A 23,687-nucleotide genomic window follows, 5' to 3' on the forward strand; every position below is an offset into this window, starting at 1 on the left:
TCGGGGGTGGACAAGCGCGCTCCGGGCTACGTCTTCAAGCTGGCATTGACCTCGCTGGGTGTGGTCTTCGGGGACATCGGCACCAGCCCGCTCTATGCGGTGCGCGAGGCGCTCTCGCCGAGGCACGGCGTCGCGGTGGGTCCCGAGGCCGTCCTTGGCGTGCTCTCCTTGATCTTCTGGGCGCTCGTGGTGGTCATCTCCGTCAAGTACCTGCTCTTCGTCATGCGCGCGGACAACCACGGTGAGGGCGGGATCATGGCCCTGACCGCGCTGGTCATGCCAAAAGAAGAGGAGACCGACCGCAGGGACTGGCGGTTTTGGGCCATGGTGCTGGGGATCTTCGGCGCCGCGTTGCTCTACGGGGACGGGATGATCACCCCCGCGATCTCGGTGCTCAGCGCGGTGGAGGGGTTGAAGGTGGCCTCGCCCGCGCTCTCCCCGTACGTCCTGCCGATCACGGTGCTCATCCTGATCGGGCTCTTTTCCCTGCAGTCGCGGGGGACCGCGGGCGTGGGCCGCCTCTTCGGGCCGGTGATGCTAGTTTGGTTCGCGACGCTGGCGGTGCTCGGGATAAGGCACCTGGTCGCGGCGCCGCAGGTGCTCTACGCGCTTTCGCCCGTGTATGGCCTGGGCTTCCTCTTGCAGCACGGGGCGCAGGGGTTTTTTATCCTCGGCGCGGTGTTCTTGGTGGTCACCGGGGGCGAGGCGCTCTACGCCGACCTGGGGCACTTCGGGCGGGCCCCGATCCGCATCGCCTGGTTCTTTTACGTCCTTCCTGCCTTGCTGCTCAACTACTTCGGCCAGGGCGCGTTGATCCTGCGCCATCCCGAAGCCGTGGAGAACCCGTTCTTCCTCATGGCGCCGGCCTGGGCCGCCTATCCGCTGGTGGTGTTGGCGGCGGCGGCCACGGTGATCGCCTCGCAGGCGGTGATCTCGGGCTCGTTCTCCCTGACCCGGCAGGCGATCCAGCTTGGGTTCCTGCCCCGGATGCGGGTGGTGCAGACCTCGAGCGAGGAGCGCGGTCAGGTCTACGTCCCTTCCGTGAACTGGATCCTGATGGTGGCGACGGTCGCCCTGGTGCTCGGTTTCAAGACCTCGTCCAACCTGGCCGGCGCGTATGGGGTGGGCGTCTCCACGGACATGGTCTTCACCACCCTGCTCTTTTCCCTGATCGTCTACCGCCTCTGGGGCTGGCCGCTCGTGAAGGTGGCGCTGATGGCCGCGGTCTTCTTGTCCGTGGACCTCGCCTTCTGGGCCGCGAACCTCATCAAGGTGCCCCAGGGCGGCTGGGTGCCGCTGGTCGTCGCGGCGGTCGTCTACGTGTTGATGAGCACTTGGAAGTTCGGTCGCGCGCTCTTGCACCGGGCCTTGCGCACGCTCTCCCTGCCGCTCGATGCGCTGGTGGCGCGCCTGGAAGCGGAGCCGCCCTCGCGGGTGTCGGGGACCGCGGTGTACCTGAGCGCCGACCCCAAACGCGCGCCGGACGTCCTGTTGGCCCAGCTCGAGCACTTCGGGGTCCTGCACGAACGGGTCGTCATTCTCACCGTGCGCACCTCGGAGCGCCCCCGGGTCGAGCCCGAAAAACGGGTCTTCTTGCAACCGCTGGGGGCTGGGGTGGAACGCCTGATCGTGAGCTACGGGTTCATGGAAAACCCCGACCTCTTGCGCGACCTTTCGACCTTTGGGGACCTGAACCTGATGCCCTACGAGGTCAGCTTCTTCTTGGGGCGGGAGGAGGTGGTGCCCGCCGGCCGCTACATGGCCCGCTGGCGGGAGTTCCTCTTTGCCTTCATGCGGCGCAACGCGGAGAGCCCGGTGGCCTACTTCAACCTGCCCTCGGATCGGGCCCTCGAGCTCGGCGTCTTCGCCCGGATCTGACCTGCAGGTCAGTATGATGGAGGGGTGCCGGCCTACCTCTATCCCCTGATCGCGGTGACCTTCTGGGGGCTGAACTTCGTGCTCCTCAAGGTCTTGGTGGGGGTCCTCCCCGCGCACCTCATGAACGCCCTGCGCACCCTGGTCGCCGCCGGGGCGTTCCTCTTGCTCGCGCGCATCGGCCGCGCCCCGCGGATCCCCTGGCGGGACGCGCGCGTCATCCTGGGCTTTGGCATCGTCGGCAACGCGCTCTTCCAGTGGCTCTTGATGGAGGGGGTCTTGCGCACCCCGGCCTCGGTGGCGGCGGTCACCAACGCCACCAACCCCGCCTGGCTGGCCCTGGTCGGCTACCTCTGGCTGGGGGAGCGGCTCGAGGCCCTGGGCTACCTGGGCATCTTCCTGGCGTTTTTCGGCGTGGCCCTATTGGGGCTCGGCGGGGGAAGCCTCGAGGTCGGGCTGGGGGTGGCCGACCTGGTTCTGGCCTCGCTGGCCTGGGCGATCTACTCGGCCTCGGCGCGCACCGTCGGGGCCCGTTACCCGCTGCTCTCCTGGGTCAGCCTGGGCTACGTCGGCGGGATGCTGCCCTACTGGCTGGCCAACCTCTCGGGGCTCTTGACGCTGCCGTTTGCCAGGGTGCCGGCCTGGGCCTTTTGGGGCATCGCCGCGAGCGGCCTCTTGGCCAACGTCGCCGCCTACCTGGCCTGGATGCGGGGGGTGCAGCTTTTAGGGCCGGCAAAGGCTGGGGTCTGGCAGAACCTGGCCCCGGTGCTCGGGGCCCTCGGTGGGTTTTTGCTCCTCGGCGAGCGGCTGCCTTTGCGGGCGCTCCTCGGCGCGGTGCTGGTGATCGTCGGGGTCTACCTGACCCAGCGGGCCAAGAGCCAGACCTAGGACGCGGGCCAGAGCCAGGGCCCGGCGGGGTTCTTCGCCGCGTTCAGGTGGGCGGCGAGGGCCTCGTTCGCGGCCGAGAGTTCGGCGAGCAGGCCGGGCTCGAGCATCGCCTCGAAAAAGCGCCGCACGCCGCGTTCCTCGGCCCAGCGGACCAGCTCGATCAGGGCGTTTTGCCCCGCTTCGCCGAACGCTCCCCCGAAGGCGGGCTGGGTGAGGATGGGGGTCTTCGTCCCCTGAACGAAGACCGCGTAGGCCATCCGGGCCCGGTTGCCCTGCCAGTCGCCGACCAGGGTCAAGCTCAGGCTGGGCCAGTGTGCGCCCTTAAGCGCGGCCTTCAACTCTTCGAGGGTGGCCTCGGGATTCGCGGGAACGCCAACGAGCTTCATGCCTCCATTATGCCTAAGGCCCCGGCCTCTGGCCGGGGCCATCGTCCCGGCGTCGGCTACTTGCCGAGGGCCTTCAAGGCGGCCTGGAGGATCGCGTCGTGGGCGAGGTCGATCCGGGCCTCTCCGGGAACGTCCGAGGTGGGGCGCGGCGGCACCTCCTCGCTGAAGGAAAAGGTGCCGTCCTCCTTGACCTTGGCCTTCACCCGCTTGATTTCCTTCCCGTTGGCGTCGCGGACGACGAGCTCCACCTCGCCACCGGCGGGGGCCCCCAGGCCGTCGAAGGCCAAAGGCTCGGGGAAGCGCGTGTCCTTGACCAGGATGTCCGGGGTGATCCCCTTTTCGTGGATCGAGCGCTGCTTTGGCGTCAGCCACTCGAAGGTCACCAGGGTCAGCTCGCCGCCGTTGGCCAGGGTGAAGACGTTCTGCCCGACGCCCTTGCCGAAGGTCTTCTCGCCGATGATCTTGGCCCGTTGGTAGTCCTGCAAGGCGCCGGCGACGATCTCCGAGGCCGAGGCCGAGTTGCCGTTGACCAGGGCGACCATCGGCCCGTCCCAGAGCTGCTTGGGCGAGGCCTCGCAGAAGGGTCGGGTGCGCTCGCGGGAGCGGGTGTAGACGATCACCCCCTGGTCGAGAAAGGCGTCAGCGACCTGGCAGCCCTGGTCGAGGAGGCCGCCGCCGTTGTCGCGCAGGTCGAGGATGAGCTTTTTGATCCCGCGTTCTTTGAGGGCCTCGATCGCCTGGCGCAGCTGCTCGATCACCTTGACGTTGAGGAAGGTCTCGATCGCCACGTAGCCGACGTCCTCGCCGATGGTGGTCTTGGAGACGGAGACGATCTCCACCTTCTCCCGGGGGATCTTAAAGCGCAAGACTGCCCGCGACCCCTTGCGCCGCACCCCGATCTCCACGATCGTTCCCTTGGGGCCGCGGATCTTGGCCACGATGTCGAAGAGGTCGAGCTGGGTGACGTCCTCTCCGTCGACCTCGACGATCTCGTCCCCGGCCTTGAGGCCGGCGCGGTAGGCGGGGCCGCCGCGGAAGACGGTGAGGATCTTGGCCCCGGTCCCGTCGGGGCGGGCGGCCTGGATCACCACGCCGATGCCGTAGAACTCGCCCTGGACGTCCTGGTTGCGGATCTCGGTGCGGCGCGGAGCGCTGTAGGTGGTGAAAGGATCGTCGAGGGCCTCCACTTCGCCGCGGATCGCGCCCTCGAGCACGCGGTCCAGCTCATCCTGACTGAGTTTTTTCAGGTAATGGGTCTTGATGAGCTCGTAGGTCTCCACCGCGGCCTGGCCGTTGGGGTGGGTGAGGAACTCCCCCTGGTTTTGAAACTGGGCGATGCCCAGCGCGGCGGCCACGGCCAGGACGGCGAAGAGGTAGCGTTTCGGCTTCATGCCGGCCATTCTAACGACTGGCCGATGAGAAAGGGGGTAGGCTGAGGGCGTGATCCACCTCCACCGGGTTGGTCTCGAGTACCCGCGCACCAAGACGATGGCCCTCTACAACGTCAACCTGGAGATCAAGCGGGGGGAGTTCGTCTTCCTCATGGGGCACTCGGGGGCCGGGAAGTCGAGCCTTTTGGGCCTCATCTTGCGGCGTTTCCAGCCCACGAGCGGGGCGGTCTACGTGGACGGGGTGAACCTTCGCGGGCTCCACGGCAACCGCCTGGCCCGCTACCGCCGCCGGGTGGGGATGGTGTTCCAGGACCACCGCCTGCTCATGGACCGCACCGTCGAGGAGAACCTGGCCTTCGTCCTGCGCGTGCAGGGCGTCCCCCGCCGGCTCTGGCCCGAGCGCATCGCTCGCGTGCTGCGCACCGTGGGCCTTCCCCACAAGCGCCGTGCCTTTCCCTTCCAGCTCTCGGTCGGCGAGGCCCAGCGGGTCGCGGTCGCCCGGGCGCTGATCGTCGAGCCCGAGGTGCTCCTGGCCGACGAGCCCACCGGCAACCTCGACCCGGAGAACGCCCTGGCGATGCTCGAGCTCTTCAAGCTGGCCCACGCCAAGGGCACCACCGTGCTGATCGCCACCCACTCCCCGGAGCTGGTCAAGGCCTATCCCCAAAGGGTGGTGGCCTTGAAGGCCGGGCAGATCGTGCGCGACCAGCGCCTCGCGGTACAATGAGGCTGCAGGGAAAGGAGGGCGCATGCAGATCTACCGCCTCGTGGGACGCAACGTTGACGTGACCGAAGCCATCCGAACCTACGTCGAGAAGAAGCTTTCCCGCCTGGACCGTTACTTCGACGGCGCGCAGGAGGCCAAGGTGGTGCTCAGCCTGGCCCGCAGCCCTCACGTCGAACGGCGTGCCAAGGCCGAGATCCAGATCAACGTGCCCGGGGGGATCGTGCGCGTCGAGGAGGACGACCCCGACCTCTACGCCGCGATCGACCGGGCGGTGGAAGTCCTGGAAAAGCAGCTCAAGCGCTACAAGGGCCGCCTCATGGGCAAGCGGCACACCAGCCTGGGTCCCGCGCCGGCGGCGGAGGAGACCCTCGAGGAAGGGCCGGAGATCGTCCGCGTCAAGCGCTTTGCGATGAAGCCGATGACCCCCGAGGACGCGGCCTTTCAGATGGAGGCCCTGGGCCACGACTTCTTCGTCTTCAAGAACGCCGACACCGAGCAGATCAACGTCATTTACAAGCGCAAGGACGGGAACTACGGGCTGATCGAGACGCAATGAGCCGCCTCGGCTTCTGGCTCGTCCTTCTAGGAGGCATGGTGATGGCCGCGGGATTTCGGATCTACAGCCCGGCGTTCGAGCGGGGCGCGGTCATTCCACGGGCCTACACCTGCGATGGGGAGGACCGCTCTCCGCCCCTGGTGTTCGAGGGCGTGCCCGAAGGGGCCGGGTCCTTGGTCCTGGTGATGTCGGACCCGGACGCCCCGGCCGGGACGTTCATCCACTGGGTGGCTTACGACCTGCCCCCGAGCCTTGCCGGCCTTCCCGAGGGGGTGCCCAAGGGTCCCGCGGTGGATAGGTTCTCCCAGGCGATCAACGACTTCGGGTTCGCCGGGTACGGCGGTCCCTGTCCGCCCAAGGGGCACGGCCCCCACCGCTACTTCTTCGAACTGCTGGCGCTCGACGTCGAAGGCCTGGGGCTCGACCCCGGGGTCCCGGCCCGCGCGGTCCTCGCCAGGATCGACGGCCACGTCCTGGCCAGGGCCAGCTGGATGGGCGTCTACGCCCGCTGACGCCGCCTTCAGCTCGGCGTCATCGTCCTAAAACCTCCCGCCCCTAGCCTGGGGCTGGAGGTGGAAGGATGAAGGACTGGAAACGCATCGGCGCGGTCACGCTGGCGGTCTTGGTGCTCTCCGGAGGGGCCCTGGCCCAGGGAACGTCCCCGCGGGGACCGGGCGCGGGGATGCAAAAAACGGCGGCCATGGCCAGGCCGAGGACCCCGGACGAGGCCCGGGCGCGGCTTGAGGCGGCGCTTCAGAAGCTGGAGGCCGCCTACGCTTCCGGAAAGATCGCGCGGCTCCGCTACGAGGTGGAGAAGGCCCGGCTCACCGCGCGGCTCGTGCGCCTTTCGGCGCCGAGCTGGGGGGCGCTGATCTCCGCCTCCGGTGGGGACCTCGCGAAGGCCAAGAACCTCCTGGAGACGCGGTTCCGGGAGGAGGTCGCGCGGCTCTACGAGCTGGGCCTGATCTCCGCTCAGGAGAAGGGTCGGCTTCTGGCCAAGGTGGGTGAGCTCGCCGAGCGGGTCCTCTCCCGGCCGGTGGGGCTTGGGCTGGGGCCGAAGGCGCCCCACCGTCCGGGGGCACCCGGCCGTTCCAAGCGGTTTCCAAAGCGCCCCGCGCCGCGGCGCTGAGCCCGACGGCTTCCATGGGGACGGCGGTGCACCGCCGTCCCCATGGAAGTGGCTTAGAAGTAGGGGGCGGGGTCGACGTAGTAGAAGCGCCCGTCCTTCCAGATCGCCGCCCGGAACCAGAGGACGTTTGGAGGGATCAGCGTCCCCCCGCCAAGGTAGCCGATCACCTCCCCCTGCGCGACCCGGTCCCCGGTGCGCACCAACGGGGTTTGCAGGTTGACGTACTGGGTAAAGAGCGCTTTGGCGTGCTGGATCATCACCGTCCAGCCGATGTTGCCGTAAAAGAGGACCGCGAGCACCTGCCCATCGGCGGCGGCGAGGACCGGGGCGGCGGGTTTCGGGGCCTCGATCCAGGTGAAGTTCTGGCCGTTTTCCCCGAAGCGATGGGCGATGCGTCCCCCAGGGATGGGGAAGAGGAGCCGGCCGACCAGCGCTTTCGGGACCGGGAGCTTCGCTTGGGCCTCGGCGGCGCGGGCGGCCTCGAGCTGGCGTTGCAGCGCCTGGAGGCGTTGCTCCAGGGCCTCCTGGCTCTCTAAAAGCTGCGCCAGGCGGACCGTCCGGGCCTTCTTTTGCCGGTCCAGCTGGGCCAGGGTCTCGCGGATCTTACGGCGCTCATGCTCGGTCGCGCGGGCGTTTTCCCGCAGCACCGCCTGTTTTTTCTTTAGGGCCGAAAGGGCGGCCTCAAGCCGGGCCTTTGCGGCGGCGAGGCGTTCGGCCTGGGCCTGGGTCTCCTTGAGCAACGCCAGGTCCGCCTGGCTCAGGCGGGCAAGCCAGCGGGTTTTGATCGTGAGCTCGGTCAGGCTCTCCGCCCGCACCAGGGGGAGGCGCCGTGCCATCCGCTGGTACCAGAGCCGGCGCATCAGCGCCCGGAGCCGGGTCTTCTGGCGGGCCAGCGTGGCCTCGGCCGCGGCCTTCTCCTCTTGCAGTCGTTGAATCTCCTGCTCGAGGTCTCGAAGCTCCAGCACCAGCGCGTGCCGCGCCCGCTCCAGGCGGGCCAGCTTGGCCTCGAGCCGCTTGAGGGTCGCGAGGAGCGCTTTGCTGCGCGCGTCGAGCTGGGCAAGCTCCTTCTTGATCGCCGCCGCCTGCCGCGCTGCGGCGGCCATCTCCGCCTTGGCCTTCTCGATCTGGCTGGTGATCGCCTCGCTTCCGGCGAGGGCCAGCGCGAAGAGCAAAAGCCAGACCGCCCAGAGTCGCTTCACGCCTCCACCTCGCGGAGCTGGGCGCGGCTGGAGAGCCAGGCCCCGAAAAAGCCCAGGAAGAAGGCCAGCAGGAGGAGGGCCGAGGCCGCGGTCTTGAGGTCCTCCGGCCCCAGGGTGGGGAGGAAGGGGAAAAGGGCCAGCACCTTCGTCGCCAGAAAGCGGTAGGCGTAGAGCGCCAGGGCCAGCGCGATCAGGGCCGCGGCCTCGGTGAGCAGCACCCCTTCCAGGAGGAAGGGCCAAAGGATCGTCCCCCGGGTGGCCCCGACGAGCTGCATGATGGCTAGCTCGTCCTTGCGGTTTTCGATCGAGAGCCGGATCGTTCCCATCACGCTGAAGAAGGTGTTCAAAATCAAGAGCAGGATCAGCCCCACCGCCCCGAGCCGGATCCCCCGGGCCAGGCGCAAGAGCTGCAGGGTCAGGGTGCCGCCGTAGTCGACCCGCTCGACCTCGGCCTCGCCGAGGAGCCGCTGGGCCAGCTCGGCCACCCGCGTGGGGTCCCGGGGCTGGACGATCAGGGTATCGGGGAGGGGGTTATCCAGCGCGTCCGCGGTGCCCTGAAGGTAGGGGAGGTCGGCCTCGAGCTGTCGCAGGGCTTCGCTTTTCGAGATGTAGCGCGCCGCGGCGACCTCCGGCCAGGCACGCACGCGTTCATAGAGCCCCCGGCCGTCGAGGCCGGGCTTGACGAAGACCGCGATCTCGACGTCCCGCTCCAGGCTGCCCACCACCTTTTCCAGGTTCCAAAGCAAAAGCCCGGCGAGCATCAGGAGCGAGAAGGAGACGGTGGCCGTCACCAGGGTTGCCAGTGAGCTCACCGGGTGGCGCAGGAGCGCGATCACGGCTTCGCGGAGGGCGAACACGGGCTTCAGTCTACCGGCCGTGCATGAGGGTGTAGCCTAAAAGCATGCGGGTGCGCCAGGTGATCTACATCGTGGCCCTGGTGGCCTACCTGGTGCCCCTGATCCTGGGGTTGGTGCTGGCCCTAATCGGGGACGTGCCCTTGCTCGCTCGGTTTTACGCCCGCTACCACTACTTCAGCGACCTCACCCTGGTGGTCCTCGCCTCGTCGGCAACCGGGCTTGCCGCCTACCTGGTGCTCAAGCGCCTCCTTGCCCCCTGGGAGCGGCTCGAGGCCGAGCTCGGCCACCTGATTCGCGGCCAGGGGCGGCTCCTCCCGGTGGGGGAGGAGCACGCCGACCGGGTGGTGGCCAAGATCAACACCCTGCTCGCCCTTCAAGAGGACTTCCACCGCCTCGAGGACCTGCAGAAGAACGCGTTGGCCCAGCAGCTCCACGACGGTGCGGTGCAGAGCCTGATCGCCGCCCGCTGGGCGCTGGCGCAAAAGGACCAGGTCGCCGCCGAGCATTCCCTGGCCGAGGCCGAGGCCGCGCTGCGTCAGGCGATCGAGGCCCTGTCCCCGCCGGAGGTTGAACACCTGCCCTTGGAAGCGGCCCTCAAGGCGCTGGGCGAGCGCTTGGGGCTGGAGGTCGCCGTTGAGGGCGTGGCTCCCGACGACCCGCATGTGCGGCAGGAGCTCTACCGTATCGCCCGCCAGGCCTTCGAGAACGCGCGCCGCCACGGCGGGGCGCGCCGCGTGTGGGTGCGCCTGATCGCCGGGGAGGAAGTGGGGATCGACGTCGTCGACGACGGACAGGGGCCGACCGGCGACCTGCGACCGGGCCATGGGTTGGACATCCTCCGGGCAAGGATGCGGCTCTTGGGCGGACGGCTGGAGTTCGGTCCGGCCCCCGAAGGCGGCGCGAGGCTCGGCGTCGTCTGGCCGAGAAAGGAGCGGCATGCGCATCCTGGTGATCGAAGACCACGCGTTGGTTCGTGAGGGGTTGCTTCGCCTTCTCGCCGAAGCGTTGCCCGAGGCCGAGGTGCGGGCGGTGGGCAGCGCGGAGGAGGCCGAGCCGCACCTGGCCTGGGCGGAGCGGGTGCTCTTGGACCTCTCGCTTCCGGGCAAGCCCGGGCTGGGCTTTTTGGCCGAGCTCTCCGAGCGCTTTCCCGACCTTCCGGTGATCATCCTCACCGCCTACGACGAACCCGCCTTCCGGGCCCGGGCGCGGGAGCTCGGGGCGAGCGCTTTTCTCTCCAAGAACGCTCCGCCGGAACAGCTCGTCGAGGCCTTGAGGGGGCTTCGTCCGATCGAGGGACCCCCCCACGAGCGGCTTTCCCCGATGGAGCGCTCGGTCTTGCTCCTGCTCGGGGAGGGGCTGAGCACCGCCGAGATCGCCGAGCGGTTGGGGATCGACGAGAAGACCGTCTACACCCACCGCCGCCACGCGATGTTCAAGCTGGGCCTGAAGAACGCCCAAGAGCTCTTGCGCTACGCGACCCTCTACCACACGGGTCTCGGCACCTAAGAAAAGTTCTGATGTTGTAAGCGTTTCTCATTTCGCTTATAACGCACTGGTATGTGGTTCCTGGCCGCGCTCGTTTTGCTGCCCGGCCAGCCCGTGCCCCAGGCCCTGCCCCCGGGGACCGAGCTGGTCCTGAAGGCCGGGGTGCACCCGCCGCTGGAGCTGCAGGGGCGCGACCTGACCCTTCGCGCCGAACCCGGGGCGGTTATCGACGCCGGCGGTAAGGGTCACGGGGTGGTGGTCAGCGGCGAGCGGATCCGCCTCGAGCGCCTGGTGGTGCGAAACACCGGCCCCAACGCGGACTTCTACGACCCCGACAGCGCGGTCGACCTCGTCGAGTGCCAGGGTTGCGTGGTCGACGGGCTTCGGGCCGAGGGGGTGATCACCGCGGTGCGCGCGGAGGAGGCCCCGGGCCTGGTGGTTCGCGGGGTCGAGGCCGTGGGCAACCGCAAAGGTCCGGGCATCACCCTTTACGAATGCCCCGGCGCGTTGGTGGAGGACAACCGGCTTTCGCGGTTCCTCGACAACCTCTACATGGAGCGCACCGACCGGAGCGTGGTCCGGAACAACGTCCTGCTTCATTCCTTTCGCTACGGCTACCACCTGATGTTCTCCAAGGACGTCGAGGTCTACGGCAACGTCGCCAAGGAAGGCCGGGTGGGCTCGGCGGTGATGTACGGGCGGCGGGTCCACGTCCACGACAACCGCTTCGAGGGCCACGTCGGGCCGCTGGCCTTCGGCCTGCTCTCCCAGGAGCAGCACGAGAGCGTCTTCGAGCACAACGAGATCCGCGGCAACAACGTTGGTATCCTGGTGGTTTCCGCGCTCGAGGACACCTTCCGCGACAACGACGTCGTGCAAAACGGGTTCGGCGTGCTCGTCTTGCGGGAAACGAACAAGGTCTCGAGCGCCGCGCTCTTCCGCGAGAACCGTTTCGTCGGCAACGTCTACGACCTGGCGGTCGACGACCCCGAGGCCAAGGTGCGCCTTCTCGGCAACGCCTTCGACCGCGCCTCCCCCCTCGACCTCGACGGGGATGGGGTCTCCGACGTGCCCTACATGCCGTCCTCGAGCTACGCGCTCCTGGCCTCGCGCATGCTCGATCTTTCGCTCTTCGCCTTTAGCCCCGGGGTCAAGCTCTGGGAGGAGGCCGAGCAGAAGGTGCCCGGTTTGCGGCTCCTGTCCCTGGTCGACCCCCAACCCCGGATTCTGCGTGTCGAGACCGCCGGCGCGACCGCCATCTGGCCGCTGGCGCTCGCCGGGCTGGCGCTGATGGGAGGGCTATGGTTGAGGTCGTAAGCGTTAACAAGCGGGGCCGCCTCAAGGAGGTGAGCTTTCGCCTGGAGCAGGGGGCCTTGGCCCTGGTGGGGCCGAACGGGGCAGGGAAGACGACGCTCTTGAACCTGATCGTGGGGCGGCTCAAACCCGACGCCGGTCGGGTCTCGGTCTTCGGGTATCCTCCGCGTTCGTTGGAAGCGGCCCGCCTTCGCGCCTACGTGCCGCAGCAGATCGCCTTTCCCCTGCACCTCAAGGTGCGCGAGGTGCTCGAGGCCGCGGCCCGGCTCTCCGGCACCGGCTCGGGCGAATGCGACGAGGCGGTAGAGCGGATGGGCCTCGCCCAGCACCTCAAGAAACCGGTGGGCGCGCTTTCAGGCGGGTTGCGCCAGCGCCTGGCCCTGGCCGCCGGCCTGATGGGAGATAAACGGCTCTGGCTGCTCGACGAACCGGCCAGCGCCCTCGACCCCGGGGGGCTGGCGCGGCTGATCGAGTGGGCCAGGGAGCACCGCGGGCGCGGGGGGATGCTGATCGTCAGCGCCCACCGCCCGGACGAGGTCGAGGCCCTCGCCGACGAGGCGTTGCTCCTTTCCGCGGGGCGGGTGCGCTGGCGCGGGCCGGTGGACAAGCTCTACACCTATCGTTTGCCGGATGGCCGGCGGCTGGACGAGGTCCTGCCGGGCACGCGCGTGGTGCGCGAGCCCGTGGACGTGTTAAGGGAGGTGCTCTATGAGGAAGAACAGGCGTGAGGTCCTCAAGATCCTCGGCACGGTGGGCGGGGCGCTGGCCCTGGCGCCCCGGGCCTTCGCCGAGGCCGGTGCGAGCCGGGTGGTGAAGCAGGGCAAGGTGCCCGCGGCCCCCATCCCCTGGGAAACGGGGCGCTGCGCGTTTTGCAACATGCCGATCAAGACCCCGCCCGGGGGCATGAAGGGCAAGACCTTCCCGCCCGGGTTCTTCGAGCGGACCTACGCGCAGATCGCCTTCGCCGACGGCAAGGCCCTGCACTTTGAGTCCATCGCCTGTATGGTCAACTACGCCTATGCCAAGGGCATCGAGGACGGAGACGGCGCGACCTTCTACGTGATGGCGGTGGACATGACCAAGGTCCCCTGCACGCCCAAGGGGTTGATCCCGGCCCGCGAGGCCACTTACGTCTGGGGGCAAAACCTCAAGACCACGATGATGGCCCACCTGGTAGCCACCGAAACCCCCGCCGAGGCCTCGGCCGGGGTGCGCAAGCGGCTCGCCAAGATCGGGCGCTTCCACATCCTCCCCTGGTCCGAGCTCTGGGACCTCAAGCCCCTTCCCGAGGTCAACCTGGTCCCGCTCTTGGCCAAGCACACCGGACTGCTCTAACCCCGCACCCCCGGGCATGCCCGGGGGTTAAGCTTGCTATGGAGGTGCGATGACCCGCCGTCAGCTGATCAAGGCCCTGGCCTTCTTCGCGGTGCCCTACGCCTTCCGCGGGGTGGCCAAGCCCCGGCCGGTGCGGATCGGGGTCGACGTCTGCCCCTACTGCTTCATGACCGTGATCGATGGCCGCTTCGTCGCCCAGGTCATCGTCAAGACCGGCAAATCCTACAACTACGACGCGATCGAGTGTCTCGCCGACCACGTCAACGGCTACGCCGCCTACGGCCCCACGGTGCGGGTCGAGCCGAAGGCGTGGTACCTCGCGGACTACGCCCGGTCCAAGCCCAGCGCCCCGGTCTTGATACCCGCCGAGTCGGCGGTCATCGTCCACCACCGGCGCATCCGCACCCCGATGGGGGGCGGGCTGGCGGCCTTTTCCAGCCGTGAGGCGGCCGAGGCCTTCGTCGAAAAACGCCGCCTGAAAGGGGCCCGCTTTCTGACCTGGGCCGAGCTACTCGAGGAAGGCAAGACCCACCCCTGGGTGCCGGCGATCTAGGCATGCGCGACTTCGGCCTGCTCTTCTCCCGTGAGGTGCTGCGCAACCCCTGGGCCTGGGGGCTCGGGCTTGCGCTCTTCTTCCTGGCCCTGGCCTTCCGCGGCCGGCCCGAGGGGGTGGCGATCCTCAGCGTCTACGGGCTGATGCTCCTCTTCGTCCCCCCGGCGGTGCTGGCGCTTTCGGCGCCGCTTTTGTCGGGGCGCGAGGAGTGGGCCTTCTGGGCGGCGATGCCCCGGCCCGCGGCCCGGCTTTACCTGGGAGCGGCGATCGGCGTCTTGCTGGGCTTTCTGTTTCCCTTTCTCCTCGGCGGGGGGCTGGCGGCCGCGGTGCTCGGCCTCTCCCCGGGCGGGGCGCTCTGGCTGCTCGCCGCGCTGGTGCTGGTGCTCGCGTTCTGGGTGGGGGTGGCGGCGCTGGCCGGGGCCTGGACCCTCGAGCCCGGCCGGGCCCTGGGGCTTGGGCTCTTCTTTTGGGGGCTCTTGGTCCTGGCCTACGATCCCGCGGCGATCGCGATCGCGGTGGCCTTTCGCGACTACCCCTTGGAGGGGTTTTTGACCGCGGTGCTCTTTTTAAACCCCATGGAGATCTTGCGGGTGAGCCTCCTGCACGCGCTGCACACCCCGGTGCTGGTGGGGCCGGTCGGCTACCTGCTGGACAAGCTCCTGGGAGGGGTCGGGTACCTGCCGCTTTTTCTGAGCTTTTTGCTCAGCTACCTCTTCTTCTACGGGGTCTCCGGCTGGGTCTTCGCCCGGCGCGACCGCTAGCCCTCGTCGAGCAGGGTGGCCGCGTGCCGCAGGGCTTCCTCGCTGTAGGTGCCGGAGAGCATGCGGGCGATCTCCCGGGTGCGCTCGGCTTCCGAGAGGCGTTCCACCGTGGCCCGCCCGCCCTCTTTTTTCACCCGGTAGTGGGTCCTGGCGCGAGCCGCGACCTGGGGCAGGTGGGTGACGACGAGGACCTGGTGGCGCTCGCCCAGCCGGGCGAGCCGCTCGGCGAGGGCGCGGGCGGCCTCGCCCCCGAGCCCGGCGTCGATCTCGTCGAGGACGACGGTCTCCGCGCGCAGGCCGCTGGTCAGGAGCAGTGCCAGGAGGGTGCGGGAGAGCTCGCCGCCGGACGCGGCCTTCTCCAGCGGGGCGGGGGGGAGGTCGGGGTTGGCGGTGAAGAAGAGGCGGATCTCCTCCGCGCCGTGGGGCCCGGGTTCGGGGAGGGGGGAAAGGCGCACCTCAAGGCGCGCTTCGGGCAGGGCCAGTGCCTTGAGCTCGGCGCGGACCCCGGCCTCGAGCCGGGCCTTGGCCTTGCGCCGGGCCTCGCTCAGCGCCCCGGCCGCCTCAGCCAGGCGGCGTTCGGCCTCGGCCAGGGCCGCCGCCAGCGTCGCCGCCTCGTCCTCGGCGTTCTCAAGTGCCGCCAGCTCGTCCCTGGCCGAGGCCAGATAGGCGAGGACCTCCTCAACGCTGTCGCCGTACTTGCGCTTGAGGCGCTCGATCTCGGCGAGCCGGTCCTCCACAACCTGCAACCGCTCGGGGTCGGCCTCGAGCGTCGCCATCCGGCGCTCGAGCTCGGCGAGCACCCCGTCGAGGGCGGCCTCGAGCCCCCCGAGCTCCTCGGCCAGGGAGGCCAGCGTCGCGTCCAGGCGGGCGGCGGCCTCGACCCGCGCGGCGGCCCGGCCCACCGCGCCCCGGGCGTCCCCCTCGCCGCCGAGGAGCTCGATGGCCTCCGCGAGGCGCTCGCGCAGGCCCTCGACGTTGCGCAGCCGTTCGCGCTCGGCGCGGAGGGCTTCCTCCTCGTCCGGCGCAAGCGCCGCGGCCTCGATCTCGGCGACCTGAAAGCGTAGCAGGTCGAGCCGCTGGGCGCGGTCGCGGGCGGCCTGTTTGAGCGCCGCCAAGGCTTCTTTAAGGCGCCGGTGTTCGGCGTAGGCGGCCGCGTAGGCATGGCGCACCTGCTCCGGCACCAGCGCGTCCACCAGCCGCCGCTGGGCGGCGGGCCGGGTCAGGGTATGGGCGGCGTGCTGGGCGTGCAGCGCGATGTGGCCGCGCACCGCCTTGGCGAGCTCTTCCAGGGTCACCACCTCGCCCTCGATGCGCGGGATGCTGCGGCCTCCCAGCCTGCGGCTGTAGGCCTTGCCGTCGATCCAGGCGGTGACCAGCGCGGTCCTTTCCGGAGGGATCGCGGCGCGGTCGGCCTTGGCGCCGAGCAGGAGCGCCAGGGCGTCGACGAGCAGCGATTTCCCGGCTCCGGTCTCCCCGGTGAGGACGTTCAGCCCGGGGGAGAACTCGAGCTCAGCGGCCTCGATGACCGCGAGGTTTCGCACCTCGAGCCGCTCCAGCATCCCGTCTAGGCTATCAGCTTTCGGGACAAAACAACCTGGTCCAGGTCGGGTTTTCCCGGGTATCGTGAGGGCGGAGGTGAGGCAGTGAAGAAGGTGTTCGCGGTTCTCTTGACGCTGGCGTTCGCCGTTGGGCTCGCCGCCGAGTGCGAGATCCCGGCCAAGATGCCGCCGCCGGGCCTGCCCAAGGGCATCGGCCCCTACGCGGAGAAGACCCTGAAGCTCGAGCCTTGCGTGGACAAGGAGCTGGCGAAGAAGGGTGCGGCGCTCTTCGAGCAGTACTGCTCGGCCTGCCACAAGATCAACGAGCGCTATGTTGGCCCGCCGCTCAAAGGGGTGACCCTGGCACGCAGCCCCGAGTGGATCATGAACCTCTTCGTGAACACCCAGGAGATGGTGATGAACGACCCCATCGCCAAGGCGCTCTTGATGCAGTACTACACGATCATGCGCACCTCCCCGGACCTGACCGAGGAGGACTTCCGCGCGATCCTCGAGTACCTGCGCTACATTGACGCGACGGGGCGGGAAGAGGTCAAGTAGACCACGCGCCAACGCCGAGGGAGGGCCGATTTTCGGCCCTCCCTCGGCGTTTTCGGGACAAACGCCCTATGCCCCTTTGGCTACCTTAGATGTGAACCATTAGGGCCAAAGGCCCGAAGGGAGGAGTGGGAAGATGAACAAAGGACGGGTCAGGTTAGCCTTTCTCATGGCAGCGCTCGCGGTGCTGGCCTTCGTCGCCTTTGGCGCGAAGAAGGTCGCGAGCAAGCTCGCCAAGGACGCGGCGCAGAAGGTCTACGTGCCGCCCGGTGAGTACGACGAGTTCTACGCTTTCCTCTCCGGCGGCTTCAACGGGCAGCTCTCGGTGGTCGGGCTTCCCTCCGGGCGCGTCTTGAAGAACGTGGGCGTCTTCTCGGTCAACCCCCGCAACGGCTACGGTTTCTCCCCGGAGACCAAGCCGCTGCTGATGACCTCCCACGGCTTCATCCCCTGGGACGACACCCACCACCCCGAGCTCTCGCAAACCAACGGGGTCCCCGACGGCCGCTGGCTCTTCATCAACGCCAACAACACGCCACGGATTGCCCGCCTCGACCTCAAGTACATGGAGACCGCGGAGATCATCGAGATCCCCAACTCGGCGGGCAACCACCCGAGCTCGTTCGTCACCGAGAACACCGAGTACATCACCGCCGGTACCCGCTTCTCGGTCCCGCTGCCGCAAAAGGACATCCCCATCGATCAGTACAAGGGGAACTTCAAGGGCACCCTCTCCTTCATCAAGGTTGATCCCGAGAGCGGCCGCATGAGCCTGGCCTTCCAGATCCTGGTGCCCGGCTACGACTACGACTTGGCCCACTGCGGCAAGGGGCCCTCGCATGACTGGTGCTTCTTCACCTCCTACAACACCGAGGAAGCCCACACCCTCCTCGAGATCAACGCCTCCCAGCATGACAAGGACTTCATCGCCGCGGTGAACTGGAAGCGGGCCGAGGAGTGCGTCAAGGAGGGCAAGTACGAGACCTGGAACACCCCCTACGCCCACAACTGGTTCGACGAGAAGAAGCACATGGCCTTCTCCGAGATCATCAAGGAGGAGAAGGTCATCAAGCCCGAGCAGTGCCCTGGCGTCGTCTACTTCATCCCCACGCCCAAGTCGCCCCACGGCGTGGACGTGAGCCCCGACGGCCGCTTCATCCTGGGTAACGGCAAGCTCTCCGCGACGATGGCCGTGCACTCCTTCGAGAAGATGCTCAAGGCCATCGAGGAGAAGAAGTTCGCCGGCGACGCCTACGGCATCCCCATCCTCGACTACGACGCGGTCGTCGACCACCACGTCAAGAACATCTGCCTCGGCCCCTTGCACACCGAGTCCGACGGCAAGGGCTACGCCTACACCTCCTGCTTCATCAGCTCCGAGGTCGTGAAGTGGAAGTGGGAGACCGGCGAGATCGTCGACCGCATCCCGGTCTACTACTCGATCGGTCACCTGATGATCCCGGGCGGCGACTCGGCGAAGCCCTGGGGCAAGTACCTCCTGGCGATGAACAAGATCACCAAGGACCGCTATCTGCCCACCGGCCCCGAGCTCAACCAGTCCGCCCAGCTGATCGACATCAGCGGCGACAAGATGCAGCTGCTGCTCGACTTCCCCACCCTCGGCGAGCCGCACTACGCCCAGGGGCTGCCCGCGGACCTGATCAAGGACAAGCAGGCCAAGATCTACAACCTCAAGGAGAACGAGCACCCCTACGCGACCAAGAGCGAGAAGGACGTCAAGATCGTGCGTAAGGGCAACGAGGTGCACGTCTACATGACCGCGATTCGCTCGCACTTCGTGCCCGACAACATCGAGGGTGTCAAGGTCGGCGACACCGTCTACTTCCACGTCACCAACCTCGAGCAGGACTGGGACATCCCGCACGGCTTCGCGGTCTACGGCGCGGACATGCCCAACCTGCTGATCATGCCCGGCCAGACCCTGACCCTGGTCTGGAAGCCCGAGAAGCCTGGCGTCTTCCCCTTCTACTGCACCGACTTCTGCTCGGCGCTGCACCAGGAGATGCAGGGCTACGTGCGGGTCTCCCCGGCCGACGCCAACCCGCCGATGATCTGGCGCGGCGGCGGTCGCGAGGGTAAGTGGACGGTTGAGTAGGCCGTACGGCTCGGGAGGCCGGGGTGGGACATCCTGCCCCGGCCTTTTGCCTAAAGATGGAACGCGAGGAGGGTGAGCATGCAAGCGAAACAGAACAAGCTTCCGCTCGTCGCCCGGTTGCTCGTCGCCATCAGCGCGTTGATCGCGATTGCGGCGTTCTTCTTCCCGCTCTGGACCTACCATCTCGAGGCCCCCCAGTACCCCGAGGGCCTGGACATGTACATCTGGCTCTACAAGCTCACCGGCAAGGTCGACATCATCAACGACCTCAACCACTACGTGGGGTTCATGCAGATCAAGCCGGAGATGTACTGGGAGTTCAAGGTCCTGCCGGTGATGACCGCGATCCTGGCGATCTGGGGGCTTTGGGTGGCCCTGGTGGGGACGGTGCGCGGCTTCCTCTGGTGGTTCGGCTACTACATCGTCTTCGCGGCCTTCGGCCTCATCGACTTCTACTACCGGCTTTGGCAGTTCGGCCACACCGTCGACCCCCGGGCTCCGATCCGCATCGAGGGCTACGTCCCGCCGATGTGGGGTACCAAGCAGTTCATGAACTTCCTGATCGCCTCTCACCCCGCCGAAGGGTTCTGGGTGCTCTTGGCGGGCTTTGTGGTGGCCCTGATCGCGCTGATCGTGGCCTGGCCGGCGCTCAAGCAACGTGCTTAAGATGGAGGGGATGCGACGCCTCGGGCTCCTTTTGCTGCTGATCTTCTCCCTCGCCGGGTGTGCCCCCAAGGGGCCGGTGCCGATCGAGTACGGACAGGACATCTGCGCCTTTTGCAAGATGATCATCGCCGACCCCCGCTACGGAGCGGAGCTGATCACCAAGAAGGGCAAGGTCTACAAGTTCGATTCGGTCGAGTGCATGGTGGCCTTCATGATCTACGACGTGGGGCCCGAGAACGTCGCCCAGGCCTACGTGACCGATTTCGCCCGTCCGGGGACGCTGATTCCCGCGGAGAGCGCCTACTACCTGCAGAGCGTGGGCCTGAGGAGTCCGATGAGCCTGGGGATCACCGCCTTTGCCAGCAAGAAGGAGCTCGAGGCCTTCAAGGCCAAGTACGACGGCCTCGAGCTCCTTTGGAAGGACCTCCCCAACGTCATCCGCGAGTCCGGCTTCAACCCCGAGAACGTCAACAAGTTCATCCGCCCCCGCAATGCGCCGTAGCCTCCTGCTCCTCTCCTGGCTCTTCTTTGGCCTGGCCCTGGCCAAGGTGGTGCACGTCTGCCCGAGCTGCGAGGTGCGCACCCTAAAGACCGCCTTCGCCCTCGCGGAGGACGGGGACACGATCCTGATCGAAGGGGGCCCCTACCGCGAGGGCCCCTTGACCCTCGACAAACGCGTAAGCCTCGAGGGCAGGGGGTATCCGGTCATCGACGGGGAGGGCAAGTACGAGATCCTCCTGGTGACCGCCGACGGGGTGCAGATCCGGGGCCTCGAGTTCCGCGGCTCGGGGGTGAACTTCGTCGAGGACCAGGCCGCGGTCAAGATGCGCGAGGTCAACGGCTGCGTCATCGAGAACAACCGCTTTCTCTACAACTTCTTCGCGATCTATCTGGAGCGCTCGGCGCACTGCATGATCCGCAACAACGAGATCGTCTCCAACGCCGAGAACGAGAACTACTCCGGCAACGGCATCCATCTTTGGAACTCCTACGACGTGCAGATCGTCGGCAACCATATCGCCGGCCACCGCGACGGCATCTACCTGGAGTTCGTCCGCGACAGCCGGATCGTGGAGAACGTCAGCGAGGACCACGTCCGCTACGGCCTGCACTTTATGTTCAGCGAGAACAACGTCTTCGAGCACAACGTCTTTCGCCGCTCCGGAGCGGGGGTCGCGGTGATGTACTCCAAGCATACCCGCATGGAGCACAACCGCTTCGAGTACAACTGGGGCGGGGCCTCCTACGGGCTCTTGCTCAAGGACATCGACGACTCGGACATTCGTCGCAACGTCTTTTTCCGGAACAGCGTCGGGCTCTACGCCGACGGCTCGAACCGCACCACGGTTTGGGGCAACGACTTCCTGCAAAACGGCTACGGCATGCGCGTCTTCGCCAACTCGATGGGCATGCTCTTCATGTACAACAACTTCATCGGCAACACCTTCGACGTCACCACCAACTCCACCAAGTCCTACAATGCCTACCTCAAGAACTACTGGGACAAGTACGAAGGCTACGACCTGAACAAGGACGGCATCGGCGACGTTCCCTACCGTCCGGTTCGACTTTTCTCGCTGATCGTGGAAGACTATCCCCAGGCGCTGGTGCTCTTGCACAGCCCCCTGGTGCGGCTCCTAGACCGGGCGGAGAAGATCTTTCCCGTCTTTTCGCCCAAGGCCATCGAGGACGATCAACCTTTGATGTTCAAGATCCAATGGTCCGCGTTGAAGCCCTCACCAAACGATTCGGCCCCCTAGAGGTCCTGAAGGGGGTGAGCGCCGAGTTCCCGCCCGGCGCGGTGACCGCGGTCGTCGGCCCCAACGCCTCGGGCAAGACGACGTTGATGAAGAGCATCCTCGGCCTGGTCCTCCCCGACGCCGGGCGCATCGAGGTCCTGGGCCAGCCGGCCACGAACAACCCCCGGGTGCGGGAGCGGATCGGCTACATGCCCCAGGACCCCCGTTTCCCGGAGAACGTCACCGCACGCGAGGTCCTGCGCTGGATCGAAGAGCTGCGGGCCAAGCCTGAACAGCGCCTGGCGCAGCTGATCGAGCGCTTCGGCCTGGCCCCTCACCTCGACCGGCCCACCCGCTACCTCTCGGGGGGCACCCGGCAAAAGCTCTCCGCGGTGATCGCGTTCTTGTTCGACCCCGAGGTCCTGATCCTCGACGAGCCCACCGCAGGGCTCGACCCCCTGGCCTCGAGCCGGTTCAAGGACCTGGTGAAGGAGGAACGAGAGCGGGGCAAGGCGGTGATCCTCACCTCGCACGTGATGAGCGAGCTCGAGGAGCTGGCGGAGCGGATCGTCTTCCTGCTCGAAGGTCGGGTGATCTTCGCCGGCCCCGTCGAGGCCCTCCGCGAGCGGACCGGGGAGGCGCGGCTCGAGCGTGCGGTGGCGCGGATGATGGAGGAGGCATGAGGGGCGCGGCCTACAAGATTTTCAAGTACACCCTCTTCGATTTGATCCGCAGCCGCTGGGTGCTTGGCTACGCCCTGCTCACCGCGTTGATGGTGGGGGGGCTCCTGCTCTTTGGCAGCGACCCCACCCAGGCCGTGGTCAGCGTCCTGAACCTGGTGATTTTGGTCGTGCCCCTGGTGAGCCTGATCCTCGGGCTGATGTACCACTACGCCAACCGGGACTTTGCGCTGCTCGTCCTCACCCAGCCGGTCCCCCGGGCGGCGGTCTTCCGCGGTCAGCTCTTTGGCCTTGGCGTGGCGTTGAGCGGGGCCTTTTTGCTCGGTGCGGGGCTGCCCTTTTTGATCTACAGCTTCTTCGGAGCGGTGGACTGGCCCACCTTGCTGGTCATGCTCGGGGTGGGGGTGGCGATCACCCTGGTCTTTTTGAGCCTCGCGCTTTGGTTCGGGGTGCGCGAGGAAGAGCGGGTTCGCGCGCTGGGGTACGCGATCAGCCTGTGGTTCCTCCTGACCTTCGTTTACGATGGCCTGCTGCTCTTTTTCATCATTCTCGCCCAGGCCTACCCGATCGATCCCTGGGTGATCGGGTTTTCGATGCTGAACCCGGTGGACCTGGGGCGGGTGCTGGTCCTTTTGCACCTCGACACCGCGGCGTTGATGGGCTACACCGGGGCGCTCTTCAAGAAGTTTTTGGGCACCGCGCTGGGCAGCGCGGTGGCGGTGGTGGCCCTGTTCGTCTGGGCCACGCTGCCGGCGTTCTTTGCCCGGCGCACCTTCGAGCGAAAGGACTTCTAGGATGCTGAGACCGGCCAACCCCAAGCTCCTCGTCCTCGCCGCGGCAGTGCTCGTTCTGGCTGCCGTGGCCTACCTTCTCTTGCGCAAGCCCCCCGCCCCCGCGACCGCGTACACCCCGGAGGAGGTCAAGGGGTTCTTCCACACCTACGGTTGCACCAACTGTCACGACATCAGCAACCCCCTTTTGGGGCCCAGCTTCGAGGCGATCGCCGCGCGCTACGCCGGCCGCCCCGACGCGCTTTCGGAGCTCAAAGCCAGCGTGCGCAAGGGCAGCCAGGGGAAGTGGGTGGAAAAGGGGGCGACGACCGCGCGCGGAATTCCCATGGCGATGCCTGCCTTTGACCGTGCCCGTCTTCCCGAGGACCGGCTCGAGGCGATGCTGCGCTGGATCTTGGCCCGTAGCTGGGCCGAGTAGCCGCTAGGCTCGCTCCAGGACCACCACCGCCACCGCGTGGGTGTGCTCGTGGCTGAGGGAGACGTGGGCCGAAAGCCCCCGGCCCTCGAGGTCCTTCTTAAGCCTCGGAGCCAAGAGGAGGCGCGGCGGTCGGCCCGCGGCCCCCACCTCGGTGATCCGCACGGCGCCGGGCCAGGCCTTGACGAAGGCCTCCTTGGCGGCGAAGCGGGCGGCGAGGGAGGGGTAGGGGTCGGCGTGGCGTAGCGCGTCGTCGAGCTCCTCGGCGAAGAAGACGCGGCGCAAGAAGCGGTCACCGAGCCGGGCGTGCGCTGCCCGGATGCGCGCGATCTCCACCAGGTCCACGCCCACGCCCACGATCATTCCAGGACCTCGAACCCCGCTTCCCTAAGGGCGCGTTTGGCCAGCGCGGCGTTGGCCTGGCGCACCAGGATGTAGTCGGTGTCGAAGCCCGAGTAGGCGAAGATGCTCACCCCGACCTCGGCCAGGGCGCTTCCGATGCGGCCGAGGATGCCGATCGCCTCCAGGGGAACCGGGCCCTCGAGCTCAAAGAGGACGAACGGCCCCTCGGCCTCGCGGGCCTGGTCCACCAGGGCCTCGGGGAGGACCGCGCTACGGGACCCGTTGGCCTCGAGGTAGGCAAAGAAGGGGCTTCCCAGCGCGGCCTCGGGCAGGGCGTCGACGCGGGCCAGATAGAGCGGATCCCGGTGCAGGCGCAGCTTCATCGG

At 67.7% G+C, this 23,687-nt stretch carries 28 protein-coding genes; 21 read left to right on the plus strand and 7 right to left on the minus strand.

The annotated features are described in order from the left end of the window. Positions 1 to 6: 6 nt before the first annotated feature. Complete coding sequence (locus tag ACZ48Y_RS01715) at positions 7 to 1,878, plus strand: potassium transporter Kup (protein ID WP_464741547.1); 1,872 nt, start codon at positions 7 to 9, stop codon at positions 1,876 to 1,878. A gap of 24 nt (positions 1,879 to 1,902) precedes the next feature. Then, positions 1,903 to 2,763 (plus strand): DMT family transporter, encoded by an 861-nt coding sequence (locus tag ACZ48Y_RS01720; RefSeq protein ID WP_464741549.1) that lies wholly within the window; start codon positions 1,903 to 1,905, stop codon positions 2,761 to 2,763. On the opposite strand, the gene ACZ48Y_RS01725 is transcribed toward ACZ48Y_RS01720, so the two are convergent. Both ACZ48Y_RS01725 and ACZ48Y_RS01730 read right to left on the minus strand, forming a co-directional pair. Next, positions 2,760 to 3,149 (minus strand): DUF3197 domain-containing protein, encoded by a 390-nt coding sequence (locus tag ACZ48Y_RS01725; RefSeq protein WP_464741551.1) that lies wholly within the window; start codon positions 3,147 to 3,149, stop codon positions 2,760 to 2,762. The two genes, ACZ48Y_RS01720 and ACZ48Y_RS01725, sit on opposite strands and share 4 nt — an antisense overlap. 56 nt (positions 3,150 to 3,205) lie before the next feature. After that, on the minus strand, positions 3,206 to 4,540 hold the full coding sequence (locus tag ACZ48Y_RS01730) for a S41 family peptidase (protein ID WP_464741553.1): 1,335 nt from the start codon (positions 4,538 to 4,540) through the stop codon (positions 3,206 to 3,208). A 49-nt stretch (positions 4,541 to 4,589) separates the two neighbouring features. On the opposite strand from ACZ48Y_RS01730, the gene ACZ48Y_RS01735 reads away from it, so the two are divergent. The 4 genes from ACZ48Y_RS01735 (at position 4,590) to ACZ48Y_RS01750 (ending at position 6,952) form a co-directional block, all read left to right on the plus strand. Beyond that, entirely contained in the window at positions 4,590 to 5,267 is a 678-nt protein-coding gene (locus ACZ48Y_RS01735; protein WP_464741555.1) for a cell division ATP-binding protein FtsE, read from the plus strand. 22 nt (positions 5,268 to 5,289) lie between these two features. Next, positions 5,290 to 5,823 carry a ribosome hibernation-promoting factor, HPF/YfiA family gene (hpf, locus tag ACZ48Y_RS01740; protein WP_464741557.1) on the plus strand — a complete coding sequence of 178 codons (534 nt, stop codon included), beginning with the start codon at positions 5,290 to 5,292 and terminating at the stop codon, positions 5,821 to 5,823. A 41-nt stretch (positions 5,824 to 5,864) separates the two neighbouring features. Next, on the plus strand, positions 5,865 to 6,335 hold the full coding sequence (locus ACZ48Y_RS01745; RefSeq protein ID WP_464741559.1) for a YbhB/YbcL family Raf kinase inhibitor-like protein: 471 nt from the start codon (positions 5,865 to 5,867) through the stop codon (positions 6,333 to 6,335). A 68-nt stretch (positions 6,336 to 6,403) separates the two neighbouring features. Further along, a complete protein-coding gene (locus tag ACZ48Y_RS01750; RefSeq protein WP_464741561.1) occupies positions 6,404 to 6,952 on the plus strand; it encodes a hypothetical protein in 549 nt (182 codons plus the stop codon). A 53-nt stretch (positions 6,953 to 7,005) separates the two neighbouring features. On the opposite strand, the gene ACZ48Y_RS01755 is transcribed toward ACZ48Y_RS01750, so the two are convergent. Both ACZ48Y_RS01755 and ACZ48Y_RS01760 read right to left on the minus strand, forming a co-directional pair. Next, a complete protein-coding gene (locus ACZ48Y_RS01755; RefSeq protein WP_464741563.1) occupies positions 7,006 to 8,151 on the minus strand; it encodes a murein hydrolase activator EnvC family protein in 1,146 nt (381 codons plus the stop codon). Continuing rightward, the gene (locus ACZ48Y_RS01760; protein ID WP_464741565.1) at positions 8,148 to 9,008 is read right to left on the minus strand and encodes a cell division protein FtsX; all 861 of its coding nucleotides are present in this window, start codon (positions 9,006 to 9,008) and stop codon (positions 8,148 to 8,150) included. Before ACZ48Y_RS01760 ends, ACZ48Y_RS01755 begins: the two co-directional genes overlap by 4 nt. A gap of 44 nt (positions 9,009 to 9,052) precedes the next feature. Here ACZ48Y_RS01760 and ACZ48Y_RS01765 point away from each other — a divergent pair, with 44 nt between their 5' ends. Genes ACZ48Y_RS01765 through ACZ48Y_RS01795 form a run of 7 tightly spaced genes read left to right on the plus strand, consistent with a single transcriptional unit; the run spans position 9,053 to position 14,456 of the window. Then, positions 9,053 to 9,985, plus strand: a complete 933-nt coding sequence (locus ACZ48Y_RS01765) for a sensor histidine kinase (RefSeq protein WP_464741567.1) — start codon at positions 9,053 to 9,055, stop codon at positions 9,983 to 9,985. Continuing rightward, positions 9,945 to 10,514, plus strand: a complete 570-nt coding sequence (locus ACZ48Y_RS01770) for a response regulator (protein ID WP_464741569.1) — start codon at positions 9,945 to 9,947, stop codon at positions 10,512 to 10,514. The genes ACZ48Y_RS01765 and ACZ48Y_RS01770 overlap by 41 nt, the downstream gene beginning before the upstream one ends. A gap of 51 nt (positions 10,515 to 10,565) precedes the next feature. Next, positions 10,566 to 11,810: a NosD domain-containing protein gene (locus tag ACZ48Y_RS01775; protein ID WP_464741571.1), complete on the plus strand. Its 1,245-nt coding sequence runs from the start codon at positions 10,566 to 10,568 to the stop codon at positions 11,808 to 11,810. Then, a complete protein-coding gene (locus ACZ48Y_RS01780) occupies positions 11,795 to 12,535 on the plus strand; it encodes an ABC transporter ATP-binding protein (RefSeq protein ID WP_464741573.1) in 741 nt (246 codons plus the stop codon). Before ACZ48Y_RS01775 ends, ACZ48Y_RS01780 begins: the two co-directional genes overlap by 16 nt. Next, a complete protein-coding gene (locus tag ACZ48Y_RS01785) occupies positions 12,516 to 13,142 on the plus strand; it encodes a nitrous oxide reductase accessory protein NosL (protein WP_464741575.1) in 627 nt (208 codons plus the stop codon). The genes ACZ48Y_RS01780 and ACZ48Y_RS01785 overlap by 20 nt, the downstream gene beginning before the upstream one ends. Before the next feature lie 49 nt (positions 13,143 to 13,191). After that, a complete protein-coding gene (locus tag ACZ48Y_RS01790) occupies positions 13,192 to 13,695 on the plus strand; it encodes a nitrous oxide reductase accessory protein NosL (protein ID WP_464741577.1) in 504 nt (167 codons plus the stop codon). A gap of 2 nt (positions 13,696 to 13,697) precedes the next feature. After that, a complete protein-coding gene (locus ACZ48Y_RS01795; protein WP_464741579.1) occupies positions 13,698 to 14,456 on the plus strand; it encodes a hypothetical protein in 759 nt (252 codons plus the stop codon). Here the strand turns inward: ACZ48Y_RS01795 and ACZ48Y_RS01800 are convergent. Further along, positions 14,453 to 16,015 carry an AAA family ATPase gene (locus ACZ48Y_RS01800; RefSeq protein WP_464741581.1) on the minus strand — a complete coding sequence of 521 codons (1,563 nt, stop codon included), beginning with the start codon at positions 16,013 to 16,015 and terminating at the stop codon, positions 14,453 to 14,455. The genes ACZ48Y_RS01795 and ACZ48Y_RS01800 overlap by 4 nt on opposite strands. An 84-nt stretch (positions 16,016 to 16,099) precedes the next feature. Between ACZ48Y_RS01800 and ACZ48Y_RS01805 the strand changes: the two genes are divergently transcribed. From ACZ48Y_RS01805 to ACZ48Y_RS01840, 8 genes are all read left to right on the plus strand, one after another. Continuing rightward, positions 16,100 to 16,555 carry a c-type cytochrome gene (locus ACZ48Y_RS01805; protein WP_464741583.1) on the plus strand — a complete coding sequence of 152 codons (456 nt, stop codon included), beginning with the start codon at positions 16,100 to 16,102 and terminating at the stop codon, positions 16,553 to 16,555. 133 nt (positions 16,556 to 16,688) lie between these two features. Next, positions 16,689 to 18,668 (plus strand): Sec-dependent nitrous-oxide reductase, encoded by a 1,980-nt coding sequence (gene nosZ, locus ACZ48Y_RS01810; protein ID WP_464741585.1) that lies wholly within the window; start codon positions 16,689 to 16,691, stop codon positions 18,666 to 18,668. Between the two features lie 78 nt (positions 18,669 to 18,746). After that, positions 18,747 to 19,334, plus strand: a complete 588-nt coding sequence (locus ACZ48Y_RS01815; RefSeq protein WP_464741587.1) for a hypothetical protein — start codon at positions 18,747 to 18,749, stop codon at positions 19,332 to 19,334. A gap of 10 nt (positions 19,335 to 19,344) precedes the next feature. Further along, complete coding sequence (locus ACZ48Y_RS01820; protein WP_464741589.1) at positions 19,345 to 19,836, plus strand: nitrous oxide reductase accessory protein NosL; 492 nt, start codon at positions 19,345 to 19,347, stop codon at positions 19,834 to 19,836. Next, complete coding sequence (locus ACZ48Y_RS01825; RefSeq protein ID WP_464741591.1) at positions 19,826 to 21,094, plus strand: nitrous oxide reductase family maturation protein NosD; 1,269 nt, start codon at positions 19,826 to 19,828, stop codon at positions 21,092 to 21,094. Before ACZ48Y_RS01820 ends, ACZ48Y_RS01825 begins: the two co-directional genes overlap by 11 nt. Next, positions 21,052 to 21,756, plus strand: a complete 705-nt coding sequence (locus ACZ48Y_RS01830; protein ID WP_464741593.1) for an ABC transporter ATP-binding protein — start codon at positions 21,052 to 21,054, stop codon at positions 21,754 to 21,756. The genes ACZ48Y_RS01825 and ACZ48Y_RS01830 overlap by 43 nt, the downstream gene beginning before the upstream one ends. Beyond that, entirely contained in the window at positions 21,753 to 22,547 is a 795-nt protein-coding gene (locus ACZ48Y_RS01835) for an ABC transporter permease (protein WP_464741595.1), read from the plus strand. Before ACZ48Y_RS01830 ends, ACZ48Y_RS01835 begins: the two co-directional genes overlap by 4 nt. A 1-nt stretch (position 22,548) precedes the next feature. Further along, positions 22,549 to 22,962, plus strand: coding sequence for a c-type cytochrome (locus ACZ48Y_RS01840; RefSeq protein WP_464741597.1), 414 nt, complete (start codon positions 22,549 to 22,551; stop codon positions 22,960 to 22,962). 3 nt (positions 22,963 to 22,965) lie between these two features. Here the strand turns inward: ACZ48Y_RS01840 and acpS are convergent, their stop codons facing one another. After that, a complete protein-coding gene (gene acpS, locus ACZ48Y_RS01845; protein WP_464741599.1) occupies positions 22,966 to 23,322 on the minus strand; it encodes a holo-ACP synthase in 357 nt (118 codons plus the stop codon). Then, positions 23,319 to 23,684 (minus strand): ACT domain-containing protein, encoded by a 366-nt coding sequence (locus ACZ48Y_RS01850; protein WP_464741601.1) that lies wholly within the window; start codon positions 23,682 to 23,684, stop codon positions 23,319 to 23,321. Before ACZ48Y_RS01850 ends, acpS begins: the two co-directional genes overlap by 4 nt. Between the last annotated feature and the right edge of the window lie 3 nt (positions 23,685 to 23,687).

The sequence above is a fragment of the Rhabdothermus arcticus genome (assembly GCF_055382915.1).